Source organism: Streptomyces sp. C (genome assembly GCF_000158895.1).
Classification (GTDB): Bacteria; Actinomycetota; Actinomycetes; order Streptomycetales; family Streptomycetaceae; genus Streptomyces; species Streptomyces racemochromogenes.
On record NZ_GG657752.1, the window covers coordinates 106,426 to 121,877 of the forward strand.

Here is a 15,452-nt window from a genome sequence, read left to right on the forward strand (position 1 = left end):
TCGACGCACTCGACGTCGACCTATGGGGGCAAACTCCTGCACGGCGGCTCTCTCGCCGAACTCGCCGCCGTCATCGCCGAGCGCGCCGAGTCCTCCGCCGTCGCCGCCCTGACCTCGGGGGACGCCCGATGAACACCCGCCAGATCCTGCGCGAGATAGCCGACCGCGGACTGTCCGTCGCCCTCGCCGACGGCGACCTGCGCCTCCAGGGCAACCGCGAACGGATGGACGCCGAGTTCATCTCCCGCGTCAAGGCCGCCAAGCCCGCCCTCGTCGCCCACCTCGCCCGCGAGGCCGAACACGGTCCCGGCTTCCCCCTCACCCCCCTCCAGCGCAGCTACTACGTGGGCCGCAGCGGCGTCTTTTTAGATCGGCGACGTCTCCAGCCACGTCTTCCACGAGATCGAGGGCGACTGGGACCTCGACCGGCTCCAGAGCTCCCTCGACACCGTCGTCGCCGCCCACAGCGCCCTGCGCTCCCGCTTCCTCTCCGACGAACGCCAGGCCACCGAACACGGCGAAGCCGCCTCCCCGCGCATCGGCGTCCTCGACCTGCGCGCCCACAGCCCCCGCCAGCAGGAACTGATCCGCACCGAACTCCGCGAGATGCGCTCCCACCAGGTGCTGCCCGCCGACCAGGCCCCCCTGCTCACCGTCGACGCCACCATCCTCGACGACGACAAGACGGTCCTCCACGTCGGCCACGACGGGCTCGTCATGGACGGGATCAGCATGTTCCTGTTCTTCCGCGCCTGGTGGCACGCCTACCAGAACCCCACCGCCGAAGTGCACGAGGAACTCCCCTACGAGGACTACCTCGCCGCCCTGGAGGCCGCCCGCGACCGCGCCCCCGCCCGCCGCTCCCGCGACTACTGGACGGCCCGCGCCGACGACCTCGCCCCCCACCCCGACCTGCCCCTGCGCACCAGCCCCGCCGCCCTGTCCGGCACCCGCTTCACCCAGCGCGAGGTGCGCCTCGACCCCACCGCCTGGACCGCCCTGAAGGAACGCGCCGCCGGACGCGGCCTCACCCCCTCCGCGCTGCTCCTCGCCGCCTACGCGGAAACCCTCGCCACCTGGGGCGCCGGCGAACGCTTCACCCTCACCACCACCGTCGCCAACCGCCCGCCCGTCCACCCGCGCGTCTTCGAGGCCATCGGCCAGTTCTCCGACACCCTCCTCGTCGAGGCCGAGATCGACCGCTCCCTGCCCTTCGCCGCCCGCGCCCAGGCCCTCCAGACCCGCCTGCACACCGACATCGACCACCGGCACTTCTCCGGCATCGAGGTCCTCAAGGAACTGGCCCGCCGGCGCGGCGGCATCGCCGCGGCCCGCATGCCGTACACCTTCAACAGCGCCATCGGCCACGTCAGCAGCGAGGTCGACGGCTCCGCCCTGGAACTCTTCGGCAAGGAGGTCTTCTCCGTCAGCCAGACCCCCCAGGTATGGCTCAACGCCTTCGCGATGGAGCAGCACGGCGAACTCGTCGTCCAGCTCGACGGCATCGACGAACTCTTCTGCGAAGGCCTCCTCGACGACCTCGCCCACGGCTACCGGACCCTGCTCCGCCTCCTCGCCGACGAGGACGCTGCCTGGCAGCACCACTCCTTCGACCTGCTGCCGCCCGCCCAGCGCGCCCGCCGCGCCGCCGCCAACGACACCGCCGTCGAACTCCCCGAGGAGATGCTCGGCGACGCCTTCGCCGCCCAGGCCGCCCGCACCCCCGCCGCCCCCGCGATCCTCACCGCGGACCGCACCGTCAGCTACGGCGAACTCCTGCACCGCGCCGCCACCGCCGCGACCTGGCTGCGCGAACAGGGCGTCGGCCGCGGCGAACTCGTCGGCCTCGTCATGCGGCGCGGACCCGAGCAGATCGTCGGCATCCTCGCCACCGTCCTCGCCGGGGCCGCCTACCTGCCCGTGGACGCCGGCCTGCCCACCGCCCGGCAGGAGTACATGCTCACCGACGGGCGGGTGCGCTGCGTCCTGACCAACACCGGCTGGACCTCCACCGGCTCCATGGCCGCCTTCGACCTCACCCGGCCCTGCTCCGGCCGCGCCGAACTCCCCGACCGGCTCCCCGGATCCGGGCTCGACGACCTCGCGTACGTCCTCTACACCTCCGGCACCACCGGCGCCCCCAAGGGCGTCATGGTCACCCACCGCAACGTCGCCAACGTCGTCGCCGACTGCCGGGACCGCTTCGGGATCACCGCCGAGGACCGGTTCATGGCCGTCAGCGCCTTCAACTTCGACCTGTCCGTGTGGGACGTCTTCGGCGCCCTGTCGGCCGGCGCCGCCCTGGTCATGCCCGACCACGACCGGGCCGCCGACCCCGCCCACTGGCTGGAGCTGTGCTGGCTCTACCAGGTCAGCGTCTGGAACTCCGTCCCCGCCATCGTCGGCCTGCTCCACGACCAGGCCCGCGCCGACGGCGACGTACCGCCCGGGCTGCGGCTCGTCATGATGAGCGGCGACCGGCTCCCGCCCGCCCTGCCCGCCCAGCTGCGCTTGCACGATCCCCGGCCTGGAGGTCGTCTCCCTCGGCGGCCCCACCGAGACCACGATCTGGAACATCCTCCACCCCGTCGGCGAGGACGAGGACGGCACCGAGTCCATCCCGTACGGCCGCCCTAACGCCAACAACCGCGCCTACGTGCTGGACCGCGACGGCCTCGACGCCCCCGACTGGGTCACCGGCGAGATCACCGCCGCCGGCACCGGACTGGCCCGCGGCTACTGGGGCGACGAACAGCGCACCGCCGAACGGTTCTACGAGGACCCCGGGCGCGGCGAACGCATGTACCGCACCGGCGACCTCGGCCGCTACCTGCCCGACGGCAGCATCCAGATCCTCGGCCGCACCGACTTCCAGATCAAGATCAACGGCTACCGGATCGAGGCCGGCGAGGTCGAGACCCGCCTCGCCGCCCTCGCCGAGGTCTCCCGAGCCGTCGTCGCCGCCCAGGGCAACCGGCTCATCGCCCACCTCGTCCCCTCCGGCGGCCACCGCCCGCCCCTGACCGAACTCCGCCAGGCCCTGCGCGCCGACCTGCCCGACTACATGCTCCCGGCGGCCGTCCTCTGGCACGAGGAGCTCCCGCTGACCCGCAACGGCAAGGTGGACCGTACGCGGCTGGCCGCGCTCGGCGCCGAGGAGGGCGCGGCGCGGGAGACCGGCGGCAACGCCCCCGCCACCCAGGCCGAGAAGATCCTCTGCGACATCTGGTCCACCGTCCTGCGCCGCCCCGACATCGGCGCCCTCGACACCCTCGCCTCCCTCGGCGGCGACTCCATCGCGGCCGCCCGCATCCTCACCGCCGCCCGCAAGCGCTTCGGCGTCACCATCACCCTCGACCAGTTCTCCGAACTGGACACGGTCCGAGCCATGGCCACCACCCTCATGCCGGCGGCCGACCGATGACGGCGCAGGAGCGCGCCGAACGCGAGGGGCGCGGGGAACTGCGCGCCCAGCCACAGCCGACGGGCAGCCGACACACGACGTCGCCAACCCAGGGGCGCGGGGAACTGCGCGACCAGCCCCCACCGGCCGGCAGCCGGCACACGACCGTCCCCGACACGATCCGCCGCCTCACCTCGGCGGAGCCGACCGGCGGCAACCTCCACGTGGCCCGCCTGGAAGGCACCCGCACCATCCCCCTGCGCGAGCTGACGGCCCGCGCCGCCCGCCTCGCCCACCACCTGCGCGAGCACCACGGCATCGGCCCCGGCGACCGCATCGGCGTCCTCGCCGCCAACAGCCTCGAATGGGTCCTGCTCGACCTCGCCGCCCTGCGCCTCGGCGCGCAGACCGCCGGCCTGGAGCCCGGCAAGTTCACCCCGTCCACCGAACTCGCCGACCGCTACGGCCTCCACCTCCTGTTCACCGACCAGGACACCGCCGGCGTCCCCGACACCCTCCCCATGACCGGCCTCTGGGAGCTCGCCGGCCCCGGCGACGCCCCCGGCGACGGCCCCCTGCCGCCCGTCACCTGGGCCGCCGAGGACGTCACCACCATCAAGTTCACCTCCGGCAGCACCGGGATCCCCAAGGGCCTCGGCGCCACCGCCGGCAGCATCGACAGCTCCCTCCGCGCCGTCCAGGAGATCTTCGAACACGGCCCCGGCGACAACCTCTTCGTCTTCCTGCCCCTCTCCCTCCTCCAGCAGCGCTACTGGGTGTACTCCGCCCTCCTCCACGGCCACGACGTCACCATCACCACCTACGAGGCCGCCTTCGCCACCCTGCGCCGCGTCCGCCCCACCGTCGTCATGGGCGTCCCCGCCTTCTACGAGAGCGCCCGCCGCCAGATCGGCGCCCGCCTGCGCCGCACCCCCGGCCGAACGCCCGCCGAGGCCGCCCGGACCCTCTTCGGGGACCGGATCCGCTACCTGTGGACCGGCTCCGCCCCCGCCTCGCCCGCCGTACTGCGCTTCTTCAACGACACCGCCGGCCTGCCGCTCTACGAGGGCTACGGCCTCAACGAGACCTGCATCGTCACCAAGAACCACCCCGGCGCCCACCGCGAGGGCAGTGTCGGGCGGGCCGTCCGCGGCAAGGAGGTGCTGATCGGCGCCGACGGCGTCATCAGCGTCCGCAGCACCCACCCCGTCAACAACCACTACGCGTACGCCCGTCCCGGCGACTCCGAGAAGGTCTTCTCGCCCGACGGGACCGTCCGCACCGGCGACCTCGGCCACCTCGACGAGGACGGCTTCCTCTACGTCCACGGCCGCGCCGACGACGTCATCGTCCTCGACAACGGCAAGAAGGTCATCGTCCGACCCATCGAGGAACTCATGCGGGCCGACCCGGCCATCGCCGAATGCGTCCTGTTCAGCCCCACCCAGACCGACCTCGTCGCCGTCGTCTCCCCGGCCGCCCAGCCCGCCGACCACCGGGCCATCGCCGCCCGCCTCGCCGCCGTCAACGCCGCCACCGCCCCCGACGAGCGGATCAGCCGCGTCCTCGTCGCCGATCCGCCGTTCAGCATCGAGGGCGGCCTGCTGACCTCCCAGTACAAGCCGAAGCGGCCCGACATCCGGGCCGCCTACCACTCACCGCTGCACACCCAGGAGGCCGGAATCCATGCCTGACACGACCGACACCCGCGCGGCGATCGAGGCCGCGGCCCGCGACCAGCTCTCCCTCGTCCTGGTCCCCGAGGTCGAGCCGGAGGCCATAGACCCCGGCGCCGACATGGTCGCCGCCTACGGCCTGACCTCCCTCAACAAGGTCCTCTTCCTCACCGAGGTCTGCGAGGAGACCGGCGTCGACCTCGCCCACTTCACCGAACACGACCTCGCCGACATGAAGACCCTGGGCGACGTCACCGAAGCCCTCGCCCGCCACCACCACGCCACCACCGGAGCCTGAACCATGAGCGCCCTCAGCTGGACCGAGCACACCGCCGCCGTCCTGGAGAACCACCGGGTCCGCCTCACCCCGATCACCGAGGCCGACCGCGAGGGCGTCCGGGCGGTGGCCATGGACCCCGACATCTGGCGCTACTTCGTCGCCGCCGTCGACACCGACGCCGACTTCGAGGCCTTCTTCGACGCCAACCTCGCCGACCACGCCGCCGGCCGCCGTGCCGTGTGGACCATCACCGACAAGGCGAGCGGCCGCACCGCCGGCAGCATGAGCTTCGGCAACATGGCCGAGGCCGACCGGCGCCTGGAGATCGGCTGGTCCTGGCTCGGCCGCGAGTTCCGCGGCCGCGGCGTCAACCACTGGGCCAAGGCCCTCCTGCTGGAGCACGCCTTCGAGGTGCTCGGCGCCGAACGCGCCGAGTTCAAGACCGACGTCCTCAACCTCCAGGCCCGGCGCGGCCTCGCCAACATCGGCGCCACCGAGGAAGGCGTCCTGCGCAGCTTCAACTACATGCCCGGCGGCCGCCGCCGCGACGCCGTCTACTACAGCGTCCTGCGCTCCGAATGGCCCGCCGTCCGCGCCCTCCTCGCGCACGGCCCCAAGAAGGCCGTACCGGCATGAGCGAGGACACCGCCGACCCCGGCATCGCCCACATACGGGCGTCCGGCACCCCCTGGGACATCGGCCGCGCCCACGGCACCGCCCTGGCCGCGCCCCTGCGGGCCTTCCTCGACGACGGCCTCGCCCGCCTGGGCCACCTCGTCGACCGGCCCCCCACCCTGCCCGCCCTGCTGCCCTCGATCGCCGCCCACCGCGACGCGGTCGAGGCGGCCCTGCCCGACCTCGCCGAGGAAGTCGCCGGCCTCGCCGACGGGGCCCGGATCAGCGAGGACGAGGCCTGGCTGCTCCAGCTGCGCCGCGAACTCACCGGCTACTCGAAGATCCGGACCGGCGGCGACTGCACCACGTACGCCCGTACCGGCCCCGGCACCGAGCCCGTCCTCGCCCAGACCGTCGACCTCAGCGGCAACCTCGACACCCACATCGCCGTCCTGGAGACCACCCGGGCCGGCTCCGCCCGCCGCTCCCTCGTGCTCAGCTTCGCCGGACTCCTCGGCTACCTCGGCGTCAACAGCGACGGCCTCGCCGTCGGCATCAACCTGGTCCTCGGCGGCGCCTGGCGCCCCGGCGTCCCCCCGTACCTGGCCGTCCGCCACCTCCTCGACACGGCCGCCACCGCCGAACAGGCCCTGAAGGTCCTCGCCGACCTGCCGCTGTCCAGCTCCCGCTCCCTCATGCTCTGCGACCACGAGCGGGTCCTGTACGCCGAACACCTCGACGGCGACCTGCGCGTCACCGAGGCCGCCCCCGGCGCCCTCGCCCACACCAACCACTACCTCCACCCGGACTTCGCCCCCGCCGACGAGCTGAACGTCTTCGCCCGCAACTCCTCGCGCCGCCGCCTCGCCGCCGCCCGCGACGGGATCGCCGCCCTCCCCGGCGACGCCGACGCCGAGGACCACTTCGAGCTGCTCGCACGGCCCCCCGTACGGGTCCCCGACCGGGGAGACATCCGGGCCGAACGCACGGTCGCAGCGGCCGTGCTGCTCCCGGCGGCCGGGCGGCTCCACCTGAGGCCGGGCGACCCCGCGCGCTCCCGCACGAGGGTGTTCACCCTGTAGCCCCCGGGCCCAGGGCCCAGGGCCAGGGATGTGTCCGAGAAAGGAGAATGATGGACGCATGGCTGGTCGACCTCGACCAGGTCGCCCCCACCGAGATCACCCCGCGCTATCCCGAGGGCCTCACCGAGGACGAACTGCGGCGCGGCGCCGAGTTCGTCCACGCGCGCGCCGCCCACCGCTTCTACCGCGCCCGGCTCACCGTCCGCCGCCTGCTGGCCGAACGCCTCGGCCTCGACGCGCACGACCTGCGCATCCACTACGACCCCGCCGGCAAGCCCTACCTGCCCGACCAGCCCGGTACCCACGTCAGCTGGTCCCGCTCCGACGGGCTGCTCCTGCTCGGCGCCACCGAGACCGGGCCCATCGGGGTGGACGTCGAACTGGTCCGCCCGGCCTCCAGCAGCCTCGACGTGCTCACCTTCATCTACCCGGGGGTCCCGGACGGGGTCGGCCCCGAGACCTTCTTCCACGCCTGGACCCTGCTGGAGGCCGCCGTCAAGGCGACCGGGCGCGGCCTGACCGACGGCGCCCGCGAAGTCGACCTGGCCTTCGGCCCGGACGGCTCCGTCGGCCTGCGCGGCATCACCGGCCACGGCGCACTGCCCTGGCACGGCCACACCGCGCTCCAGCCGACCCGGCAGGACTGCCCGTGGGCGATGACCGCGTTCGTCTCCCGGGAACTGCCCCCGGTCACCGTCCTGACCTGGCCGGACCGGACCGGCGACCCCGTACGGCCACCGGCTCCGGCCCCCTCGGGGCTCACTCCGCGCTGACCACCGGCGAACCGTCGGGGGCGATCGCCGAGAAGCCGGTGTACGGAACCAGCGCGGGCGGCACGGCCACCGAGCCGTCCGCGCGCTGGTACTGCTCCAGCACCGCCACCAGCGTCCGCCCCACCGGCAGCGCAGAACCGTTCAGCGTCGCCGCGAACCGCTTGCGCCCGTCCCGGTCGCGGACCTTGATGCCGGCCCGGCGCCCCTGGAAGTCCCCGCAGTCGGAGCACGAGGAGATCTCGCGGTACGTGCCCTGCCCCGGCAGCCACACCTCGATGTCGTAGGTGCGCCGCGCCGCGAACCCGAGGTCCCCGGCCCGCAGTTCCACCACCCGGTGCGCCAGCCCCAGCCGCCGCAGCGCCGCCTCCGCGTGCCCGGTCAGCAGCTCCAGCTCCGCCGCGGCGTCCTCCGGCCGGCAGATCCGCACCAGCTCCACCTTCTCGAACTGGTGCAGCCGCACCAGCCCCCGCGTGTCCCGGCCGTACGAGCCGGCCTCCGCCCGGTAGCAGGGAGTGCACGCGGTCAGCGCCAGCGGCAGCCCGTCCTCCCGCAGGGTCTCCCCCCGGTACAGGTTCACCAGCGGCACCTCGGCCGTCGGGATCAGCAGCAGGTCCCGGTCGGCGGCACCCGTCAGGAACAGGTCGTCCTCGAACTTCGGCAGCTGCCCGGTACCCGTCATCGTCTCCCGGGTCACCAGGTGCGGCACCCCGTGCTCGGTGTACCCGTGCTCGGTGGTGTGCAGGTCCAGCAGGAACGCGGCCAGGGCCCGCTCCAGCCGGGCCCCCGCCCCCCGGGTCACGGCGAACCGGGACCCCGACAGCCTGGCGGCGCGCACCTGGTCCAGGATCCCCAGCCGGGTCCCGATGTCCACGTGGTCGCGCGGGGTGAACTCGAACCCGGGGACCTCGCCCCAGGTCCGCCGCACCACCGGCGGGTCCTGCTCGGTCCCGTCGGGCACGTCCGGGTGGGGCAGGTTGGGCACGGCCAGCAGCAGCGCGGCGAGCCCCTCCTCCGCCTCCCGGAGCTCCTCCGACACCGACCGCAGCCGCTCCTTGGCCGCGGCCGTCCGGGCCCGCGCCGCGTCGTCGGGCCGGACGCCCCCCTTCGCGGAGCGGTTCTGCTCGGCCCGCAGTTTGTCCCGCTCGGCGATGAGCCGGGCGCGCTGTTCGGTCAGGTCGCGCAGGGCGGCCCGGTCCAGGACGTGTCCGCGGCGGGCCAGGCCGGCCCCGGACGCCTCCTGGAGCAGGCTGTGCGGGTCGTGCATGACGGCTCCTCAGTCCTCGTCGGTGACGTGCGCGGTGGCGTGCGGGGCTGCAGCGGCGTGCGCGGCGACGGTAGGGGTCGCGGCGACGGTGGGGGTCGCGGCGACCGTGGCGGTCGTGGCGACCGTGGCGAGGGCCCGGTACCACTCCGGCGAGCGGGACCGCAGCCACAGGGCGCGCCCGAGTCCGCCGAGGGCGGCGCCGGCCACCAGCCACGGGATCCGGTTCACCCAGGGCGAGGCGCTCCCGGTGACCAGCGCGAAGTTGTCCAGCAGCAGCCAGAGCGCCCCCACCAGCCCGGCCAGGGCCAGTACCGGCGCCAGCCGGGTCCGCCACCAGTGCGCCTCGGGACGCCCGCGGAAGAAGACCGGCACGGCCACGGCCACCGCCGCCTGGAGGGCGACGATCCCGACCGTGCCCAGCGCCAGCATCGTGGTGGCCAGGTTGGTGTACGGATGTGCCCCCGCCAGCGCGAACACCCCGCACACGGCGGCCGTGGCCACCGACAGCACCGCGCTCGCCCGGTGCGGCGAGCCGTGCCGGGGATGCACCCGGGCCAGCGAGCCGGGCAGCACCCGCTCCCGGCCCAGGACGAACAGGTACCGGTTCGCTGCGGTGTGCAGCCCGAGCAGCGCCCCGAACAGGCTGGTGCACAGCAGCACCTGCATCACGCCCGTCGCGAAGGTGCCCAGGTAGTCGTCCGACAGGTGGAAGAACAGGTCGCCCAGCTCCCTCCCGGCGGTCTCCGCGACCCGGTCCGCGCCGACCGCCCCGACCGCCGCCCAGCTCATCAGCGCGAAGAAGACGGTGATCAGCACGACGGAGGCGTACGTGGCGACGGGCACGCTGCGCTTCGGGTCGCGGCTCTCCTCGCCGTACAGCGCGGCCGCCTCGAAGCCCACGTACGAGATCAGCGCGAACATCAGCGCCACCCCGAGCCCCGGCGCGAGGACCGTCTCCGGCCGGAACGCGGCCACGGGCAGGGTGTCCGTCCCGTGCCGCACCCCGATGGCCAGCGCCAGCAGCCCCAGCACCGCCACCTCGGCGACCATCAGCACCGCCAGCAGCCGGGCGCTCAGGTCGATCCGCCGGTAGCCCATCACCGCCGTCAGGGCCAGCGCCCCGCCCGTCCACACCGGCCACGGCACCGGCAGGCCGTGGGCGGCGGACACCAGCTCGGCGAAGTACCCGAACGCCCCCGCGACCCCGGCGACGGCCGCCGTGTACGCGAGGACCGCCGTCAGTCCGGCCGCCACGGCCGGCGGCCGCCCGAGGCCCTGCCCGACGTACGTGTAGAACCCGCCCGCGCCGACCACGTGCCGGCTCATCGCCGCGTACCCGACGGAGAAGCACAGCAGGACCAGCCCGGCCAGGGCGAACGTCGCGGGCACCCCCGCGCCGTTGCCGATGGCGTAGGCGAGCGGCACCGAGCCGACCACCCCGGACATCGGGGCCGCCGCCGCGACCACCAGGAAGACGATCCGGGGGGTGGTCAGCGTCCTGCGCAGCGCGGGCGCGGAGGCGGCGGGCGCCCGGCCGTCCCGTCTGACGGGGATCGTGGAGGTCACCGGATCACCTCGGGTGGTTGCGGATGATGTCGACGGCCTCCGGGACGCCCATGTACGGCAGCCGCACCTCGGCCATGTCGTCGGTCCACTGCTCGGCGAGGTCGTAGCGCTGCTTGGGCGTGGTCTCCAGCAGCCTGCAGCCGGGGAAAACCTCGTAGTCCCTCAGCAGTTCGGCGTGCGCGAACATGCCCTGCTGGAACAGCTCCTCGCGCTCCAGCACGAATTCCTCCGACGGCAGCTCGTCCCACAGCCGCCGGCCGCGCCGGATCAGCTCGATCAGCCGCGGCCGGTACGAGGGGTTGCGCGCCAGGTGCTCGCGGACGATCGAGCTGCCGACCGTCAGGTGGCGGATCTCGTCGATGGACGCGCCGCGCGCGATCTCCGCCGCGGCCGGGTCGAGGAGGGTCCACTTGCGCTCGCTGAGCTCGGCGGCGGGCGCCAGCACCCCCTCGATGACGATGGTGAACACCGCGACCGCGCCGATGAAGTCGCCCTCGTCGCGCACCACGCCCGTGGCGAACTCGGCGATCGGGTTCAGCACCCGGCGGGTGTAGTCGGCGCCCTGCTCCTTGATGAACCCCAGCAGCCCCGCCTCGGGCACCCCGAGGTCCACCAGGTGCTTGCGGAAGATCATCGCGTGCCGGGCCTCGTCGACCACCTGGGTGGTGAAGAACTCCTGCTCCACGACCCCGGGCGCGCCGATCACGTAGTGGGACAGCACGTCCACCGCCCGGGACTCGGCCAGCGACCGGTTGCCCAGCTCCAGCACGAGCGCCTGCCGCAGCGGCCCGTCCTCCTTCATGTGCGCCGGCGTCGCGGCGTCGTGCCCGGCCTCGGCCCGCCCGCGCAGGGTCCCCTGCGCGACGGCCGACAGCCAGTAGCCCAGATCGCACTCCTCGGCGGTCAGGGTCATCTCCTGCGCCCCGTCGAGCAGGTTGGGCGCACGGTCCCAGTCGGCCTCTACGGGGATCTGCGGAAGGGTGGTCATGATGCGACCTCACTGGGGGAAGCGGGAACGGACACGGAAGCGGCGGGGGTGACGCAGGCGCTGTGCATGCGGCCGGCGAAGCTGAGCATCGGGGAGTCGACGGTGTGCGAGCCGCCCGTGACCTCGGCGAGGAGCATGTCGTGGTCCCCGACCTGGTGCCAGCCCAGCACCCGGCACGCCATGTGCGCCAGGCTCCCGCCGATCAGCGGGGCGCCGGTGAGCGGGTCGGTGGTCCAGTCGAAGCCGTCGAACTGGGCGTCGCCGAGCGGGCGGGAGGGGTTCGCGAAGCGCCGGGCCACGTCCTGCTGCGCCGAGCCGAGCACGTTCACCGAGAAGCGGCCCGCCCGGCGGACCATCCCCGCGAACGTGGACGTCGGGCGCAGGCACGCGCCGAGGACCAGCGGGTCCCGCGACAGGGTGACCACGGCGCTGGCGGTGGTGCCGTGCCGGACGCCGTCCCGGCTGACGGTCAGCACGGTCACGCTCGACGCCAGCCGGCGCAGCGCCAGCCGGGCCGCGTCCGGGTCCTCGTACCCCTCGGCGGTGGCCGCGGAGGCGCTGCGGTCCGTCAGCCAGGCCGGGTAGCGGCTCACCGGTGCGCCCCGACGGCGGGGGCCGCGCCGGGGGCGGAGCCTGTGGCGGCGATCGTCGCCGGGTGGTCCTCGTACGCCAGCGGCACCGGGCCGTCGGTCGCCGAACGGCGCTTGAGCATGGCCGTCAGCTGGTGCACCAGCGGCGTGTCCTCCGGCTCGAAGGGCAGCCCGAACGGCTTCAGGAAGTTCCCGAAGACGCCCCGGTCGCCGAACACGTGGAACGGCAGCGCCAGCAGCGCCCACTCCGGCCCGATCAGCCACATCCACAGCAGGCCCACGGCGGCCACGCTGAGCAGGCTGTGCATCGAGTTGTAGAGCACGTAGTACGCCTTGTGGATCCGCCCGTCCGCGCTGCGCCGGTAGGCGATCGCGCCCGGGATGTAGCCGAGCAGGTCGATGTACAGGAACAGGCCGATCGCCGCGAACCAGTTGATGTCCGTGAAGTGCCACAGGATGAACCCGATCGTCACGGCGAACGCGACCAGGTACTCCAGGCGGTGCAGGTTGAAGGTGACCGGTGACTCGACCGGGTTCTTGATGTCCATGAGGGGTGTCGTGTCCTTACTGCGGGCGGACCGCGCTACGGGAAGCTGCCGGGGGGTCAGGACAGGCGCAGCGGGCCGCCGGCGAAGTACTCGGCCAGCTCCGCGGCCACGCTGGCGCGCGAAGGCGGGTGGAAGGCCAGGGCGCGCACCGCGGAAGCCAGGTAGGCCACGTCGGCGGAGCGGATGAACGCCATCCCGCCGAGCATCTCCACGGCCTGGTCGACGGTCTGCGAGAGCAGGTCCTGGGTGGCGTAGCGGGCGGTGAGCACCGCGGCGACCGCCTCGTCGCCCGCGGTGCCGTCCTCCAGGGAGCGGGCCGCGCCCTCGACGAGGGACACCGCCGCGTCCAGCCGCAGCGCCAGCTGCGCCCGTTCCGGGGCACTGCCCCGCCCGCCGGCCAGCACCTGTGCGACCAGCGCGGACGCGGCGCCGACGTACGAGGAGGTGGCGAGGAGCTCGAACCAGGTGAACCCGGCCGTCTGGAGGTCGTCGAGCCGGTCCGCGTCCTCGGGGGTGCTGTGGATGACGAGGTCCTCGGGCACCTCCACGTCGGTCAGCCGCACCTCGTGGCTCTGCGAGGCAGCGAGGACCGGCGTGGCCCAGAACGGCCGGGTCGTGACGCCGGGGGAGGAGGCCGGGATCAGCATCAGGGCCAGCGCGGAGCGCCCGTCCTCCTCCGTCACCTGCACGCTCGCCGTCAGCACGTCCATCGAACCGGACAGGCTGCACGGCTTCTTCGAGCCGTTGACCCGGTAGCCGCCCGGGGTGCGCTCCGCGACGACCGACGGCGCCAGGATGTTCTGGTCGGTACGGCCCTCCGCCCAGCCCGACGCCAGCAGCAGCCCGTCCGAGGCCACCGCGGACATCAGCTTCAGCTGGGCGGGGGTGAGCCGGCCGGTGACCTCGGCCAGCCGGAACAGCATCGCCACCGTGAAGTGGTGCATGGTCGTGGCCACGCCCAGGGACGGCGAGAGCGAGGCGATCGCCCGCTGCACCCGGACCGCCTCCAGCGGCCCGGCGGCCGCGCCGCCGTACGCGGCCGGCACGAGCAGCCCGGGACCGCCGTGCTTGCGGTACAGCTCCAGCACCGGGCTGTCCGCGCCCTCGCGGGCCGCGAGCGGCAGCTCTTCGAGTGCGTCGAGAAGGCCTGCGTGGAATTGCTCGCAGACCCCGCGCGCTGTCGTCAGGGAACGCATCGCCGTGTTCTCCTCGGGCTGTCTCGGAATTCCCTTCCGAACCGGCGGGGATTCGCCGTGATCCGAAAGTGAATATGCGGTGAGAAGTCTTTCACTCGCTGTCTGACTGAGGCCTGACACCCATCTGACCAGCGTTTTCAACTGACCCATCGCTGACCTGCGGCTGACCTGAAGGTCCTTCGGGGGTTGTGGTGCTCGTCCCCGCGTGCCATAAGTGAGGAAGTTGTCGGCGCGAGAATGGATCTGAAATGACCGGAACGGTTCTGGATACGGATGCCGCGCTCGACGCCATCCGGAAGTACGCGGACGCGGGAAATCCCAGTGCGTATTTCGCCTTCAGTGACGGGAACAGCCATTTCCGGCTCCCGGACGTCCCCGGGGTGATCGTCTACCGCGCGGTCGGCCGCTACCTGGTCCAGTTCGGCGGCCCCTTCGCCCCCTTCGCCCCCGCCGGCCCCGACGGCCCCCGGGCCCGGCTGCTGGCGGCCTTCGTCCGCTTCGCCGCCGAGCAGGGCCGCGAGATCGTCTCCGTACAGCTCCAGGGCGCGGACGCCGGCGTCTACGTCGACCAGGGCTTCACGGTGAACCAGATGGGCGCCTCGTACGCCGTCGACCTGGAGGCCTTCACCCTGGCCGGCACCAGGTTCATGCAGCTCCGCAACAAGATCTCCCGCGCCCTGCGCAGCGGCCTGGAGATCAAGGAGGTCGAGTACGAGGACTTCGCCGAGCGGATCGCGGCGCTCGACACCGCCTGGCTCTCCACCAAGGGCGAGGGCGTCAAGCCGCTGGAGTTCCTCGTCGGCCAGACCGGCGGCCGCTACCAGCACCTGCGCCGCCTCTTCGCCGCCGTCCGCGACGGCGAGCTGATCGGCTACGTCTCGTACGCCCCCGTCTACGGCCCGCAGGCCGGCTGGATGCACGACCTGAGCCGCCGGCAGCCGGACTCCCCGCCCGGGGTGATGGAGGCCCTCAACAAGGCCGCCATCGACGTGTTCACCGCCGAGGGCACCCGCTGGCTCCACTTCGGCTTCACGCCCTTCACCTCCCTGACGGCCCCGCAGTTCCCGGGCCACAGCCGGGGCTTCCACTGGTTCATGGAGCACCTGTGGGAGCACGGCGCGCACATCTACCCGGCGCGCACGCAGCTGGAGTACAAGCAGAAGTGGGCGCCCTCCGCGGTGCTGCCGGAGTACATCGCCTTCCAGCACGGCGCGAGCCTGCCCGCGCTGGTCCACGTCTTCCGCGCCTGCAACGCGGTCTGAGAGGAAGGTCCCACACCCATGCCGTCCGACGAGATCGAGACCCAGGGCCTGCTGGTCGTGGAACGCTTCCAGGCCTGCGCGGCCGCCCCCGACGACCTGGAGGCCGCCCGCCGCTGCGACGCGGACCTGGCCCGCCTGGACGAACTGCTGCGCGCGGCCGCGGAGTAGCGGAACAGGCGATGACGCGAGGGCCCCGCCGGCACGCCCGG

General features: G+C 73.4%; 15 protein-coding genes. 9 read left to right on the forward strand and 6 right to left on the reverse strand.

Annotated features, from left to right (window positions below; all coding sequences use genetic code 11):
• Positions 1-402 precede the first annotated feature (402 nt).
• From SSNG_RS38510 to SSNG_RS38515, 7 genes are read left to right on the forward strand one after another with little or no spacing between them, the layout of a single operon-like run.
• Entirely contained in the window at positions 403-2,637 is a 2,235-nt protein-coding gene (locus SSNG_RS38510; RefSeq protein ID WP_277752191.1) for an AMP-binding protein, read from the forward strand.
• The gene (locus tag SSNG_RS45125; RefSeq protein ID WP_277752192.1) at positions 2,576-3,424 is read left to right on the forward strand and encodes a non-ribosomal peptide synthetase; all 849 of its coding nucleotides are present in this window, start codon (positions 2,576-2,578) and stop codon (positions 3,422-3,424) included. Before SSNG_RS38510 ends, SSNG_RS45125 begins: the two co-directional genes overlap by 62 nt.
• Positions 3,421-5,097 (forward strand): AMP-binding protein, encoded by a 1,677-nt coding sequence (locus SSNG_RS36720; RefSeq protein WP_007269060.1) that lies wholly within the window; start codon positions 3,421-3,423, stop codon positions 5,095-5,097. Before SSNG_RS45125 ends, SSNG_RS36720 begins: the two co-directional genes overlap by 4 nt.
• On the forward strand, positions 5,090-5,377 hold the full coding sequence (locus SSNG_RS36725; RefSeq protein ID WP_007269061.1) for a hypothetical protein: 288 nt from the start codon (positions 5,090-5,092) through the stop codon (positions 5,375-5,377). Before SSNG_RS36720 ends, SSNG_RS36725 begins: the two co-directional genes overlap by 8 nt.
• A gap of 3 nt (positions 5,378-5,380) precedes the next feature.
• Positions 5,381-5,995, forward strand: a complete 615-nt coding sequence (locus SSNG_RS36730) for a GNAT family N-acetyltransferase (RefSeq protein ID WP_007269062.1) — start codon at positions 5,381-5,383, stop codon at positions 5,993-5,995.
• Positions 5,992-7,056: a C45 family peptidase gene (locus SSNG_RS36735; RefSeq protein WP_007269063.1), complete on the forward strand. Its 1,065-nt coding sequence runs from the start codon at positions 5,992-5,994 to the stop codon at positions 7,054-7,056. Before SSNG_RS36730 ends, SSNG_RS36735 begins: the two co-directional genes overlap by 4 nt.
• 50 nt (positions 7,057-7,106) lie before the next feature.
• Complete coding sequence (locus SSNG_RS38515) at positions 7,107-7,829, forward strand: 4'-phosphopantetheinyl transferase superfamily protein (protein ID WP_050780100.1); 723 nt, start codon at positions 7,107-7,109, stop codon at positions 7,827-7,829.
• Here SSNG_RS38515 and serS read toward each other — a convergent pair.
• The 6 genes from serS to SSNG_RS36770 are packed head-to-tail and all read right to left on the reverse strand — an operon-like array spanning position 7,816 to position 13,981.
• The gene (gene serS / locus SSNG_RS36745; RefSeq protein ID WP_007269065.1) at positions 7,816-9,093 is read right to left on the reverse strand and encodes a serine--tRNA ligase; all 1,278 of its coding nucleotides are present in this window, start codon (positions 9,091-9,093) and stop codon (positions 7,816-7,818) included. The two genes, SSNG_RS38515 and serS, sit on opposite strands and share 14 nt — an antisense overlap.
• 9 nt (positions 9,094-9,102) lie before the next feature.
• On the reverse strand, positions 9,103-10,659 hold the full coding sequence (locus SSNG_RS36750; RefSeq protein WP_241695346.1) for an APC family permease: 1,557 nt from the start codon (positions 10,657-10,659) through the stop codon (positions 9,103-9,105).
• A gap of 4 nt (positions 10,660-10,663) precedes the next feature.
• Positions 10,664-11,647, reverse strand: a complete 984-nt coding sequence (locus SSNG_RS36755; RefSeq protein WP_007269067.1) for a hypothetical protein — start codon at positions 11,645-11,647, stop codon at positions 10,664-10,666.
• Positions 11,644-12,240, reverse strand: a complete 597-nt coding sequence (locus SSNG_RS36760) for a flavin reductase family protein (RefSeq protein ID WP_128637674.1) — start codon at positions 12,238-12,240, stop codon at positions 11,644-11,646. The genes SSNG_RS36755 and SSNG_RS36760 overlap by 4 nt, the downstream gene beginning before the upstream one ends.
• Positions 12,237-12,785 (reverse strand): hypothetical protein, encoded by a 549-nt coding sequence (locus tag SSNG_RS36765; RefSeq protein ID WP_007269069.1) that lies wholly within the window; start codon positions 12,783-12,785, stop codon positions 12,237-12,239. Before SSNG_RS36765 ends, SSNG_RS36760 begins: the two co-directional genes overlap by 4 nt.
• Before the next feature lie 56 nt (positions 12,786-12,841).
• Complete coding sequence (locus tag SSNG_RS36770) at positions 12,842-13,981, reverse strand: acyl-CoA dehydrogenase family protein (RefSeq protein WP_007269070.1); 1,140 nt, start codon at positions 13,979-13,981, stop codon at positions 12,842-12,844.
• Between the two features lie 248 nt (positions 13,982-14,229).
• Here SSNG_RS36770 and SSNG_RS36775 point away from each other — a divergent pair, with 248 nt between their 5' ends.
• Complete coding sequence (locus tag SSNG_RS36775; RefSeq protein ID WP_007269071.1) at positions 14,230-15,243, forward strand: DUF2156 domain-containing protein; 1,014 nt, start codon at positions 14,230-14,232, stop codon at positions 15,241-15,243.
• Between the two features lie 18 nt (positions 15,244-15,261).
• A complete protein-coding gene (locus SSNG_RS42795; protein ID WP_007269072.1) occupies positions 15,262-15,411 on the forward strand; it encodes a hypothetical protein in 150 nt (49 codons plus the stop codon).
• The last annotated feature ends 41 nt before the right edge of the window (positions 15,412-15,452 follow it).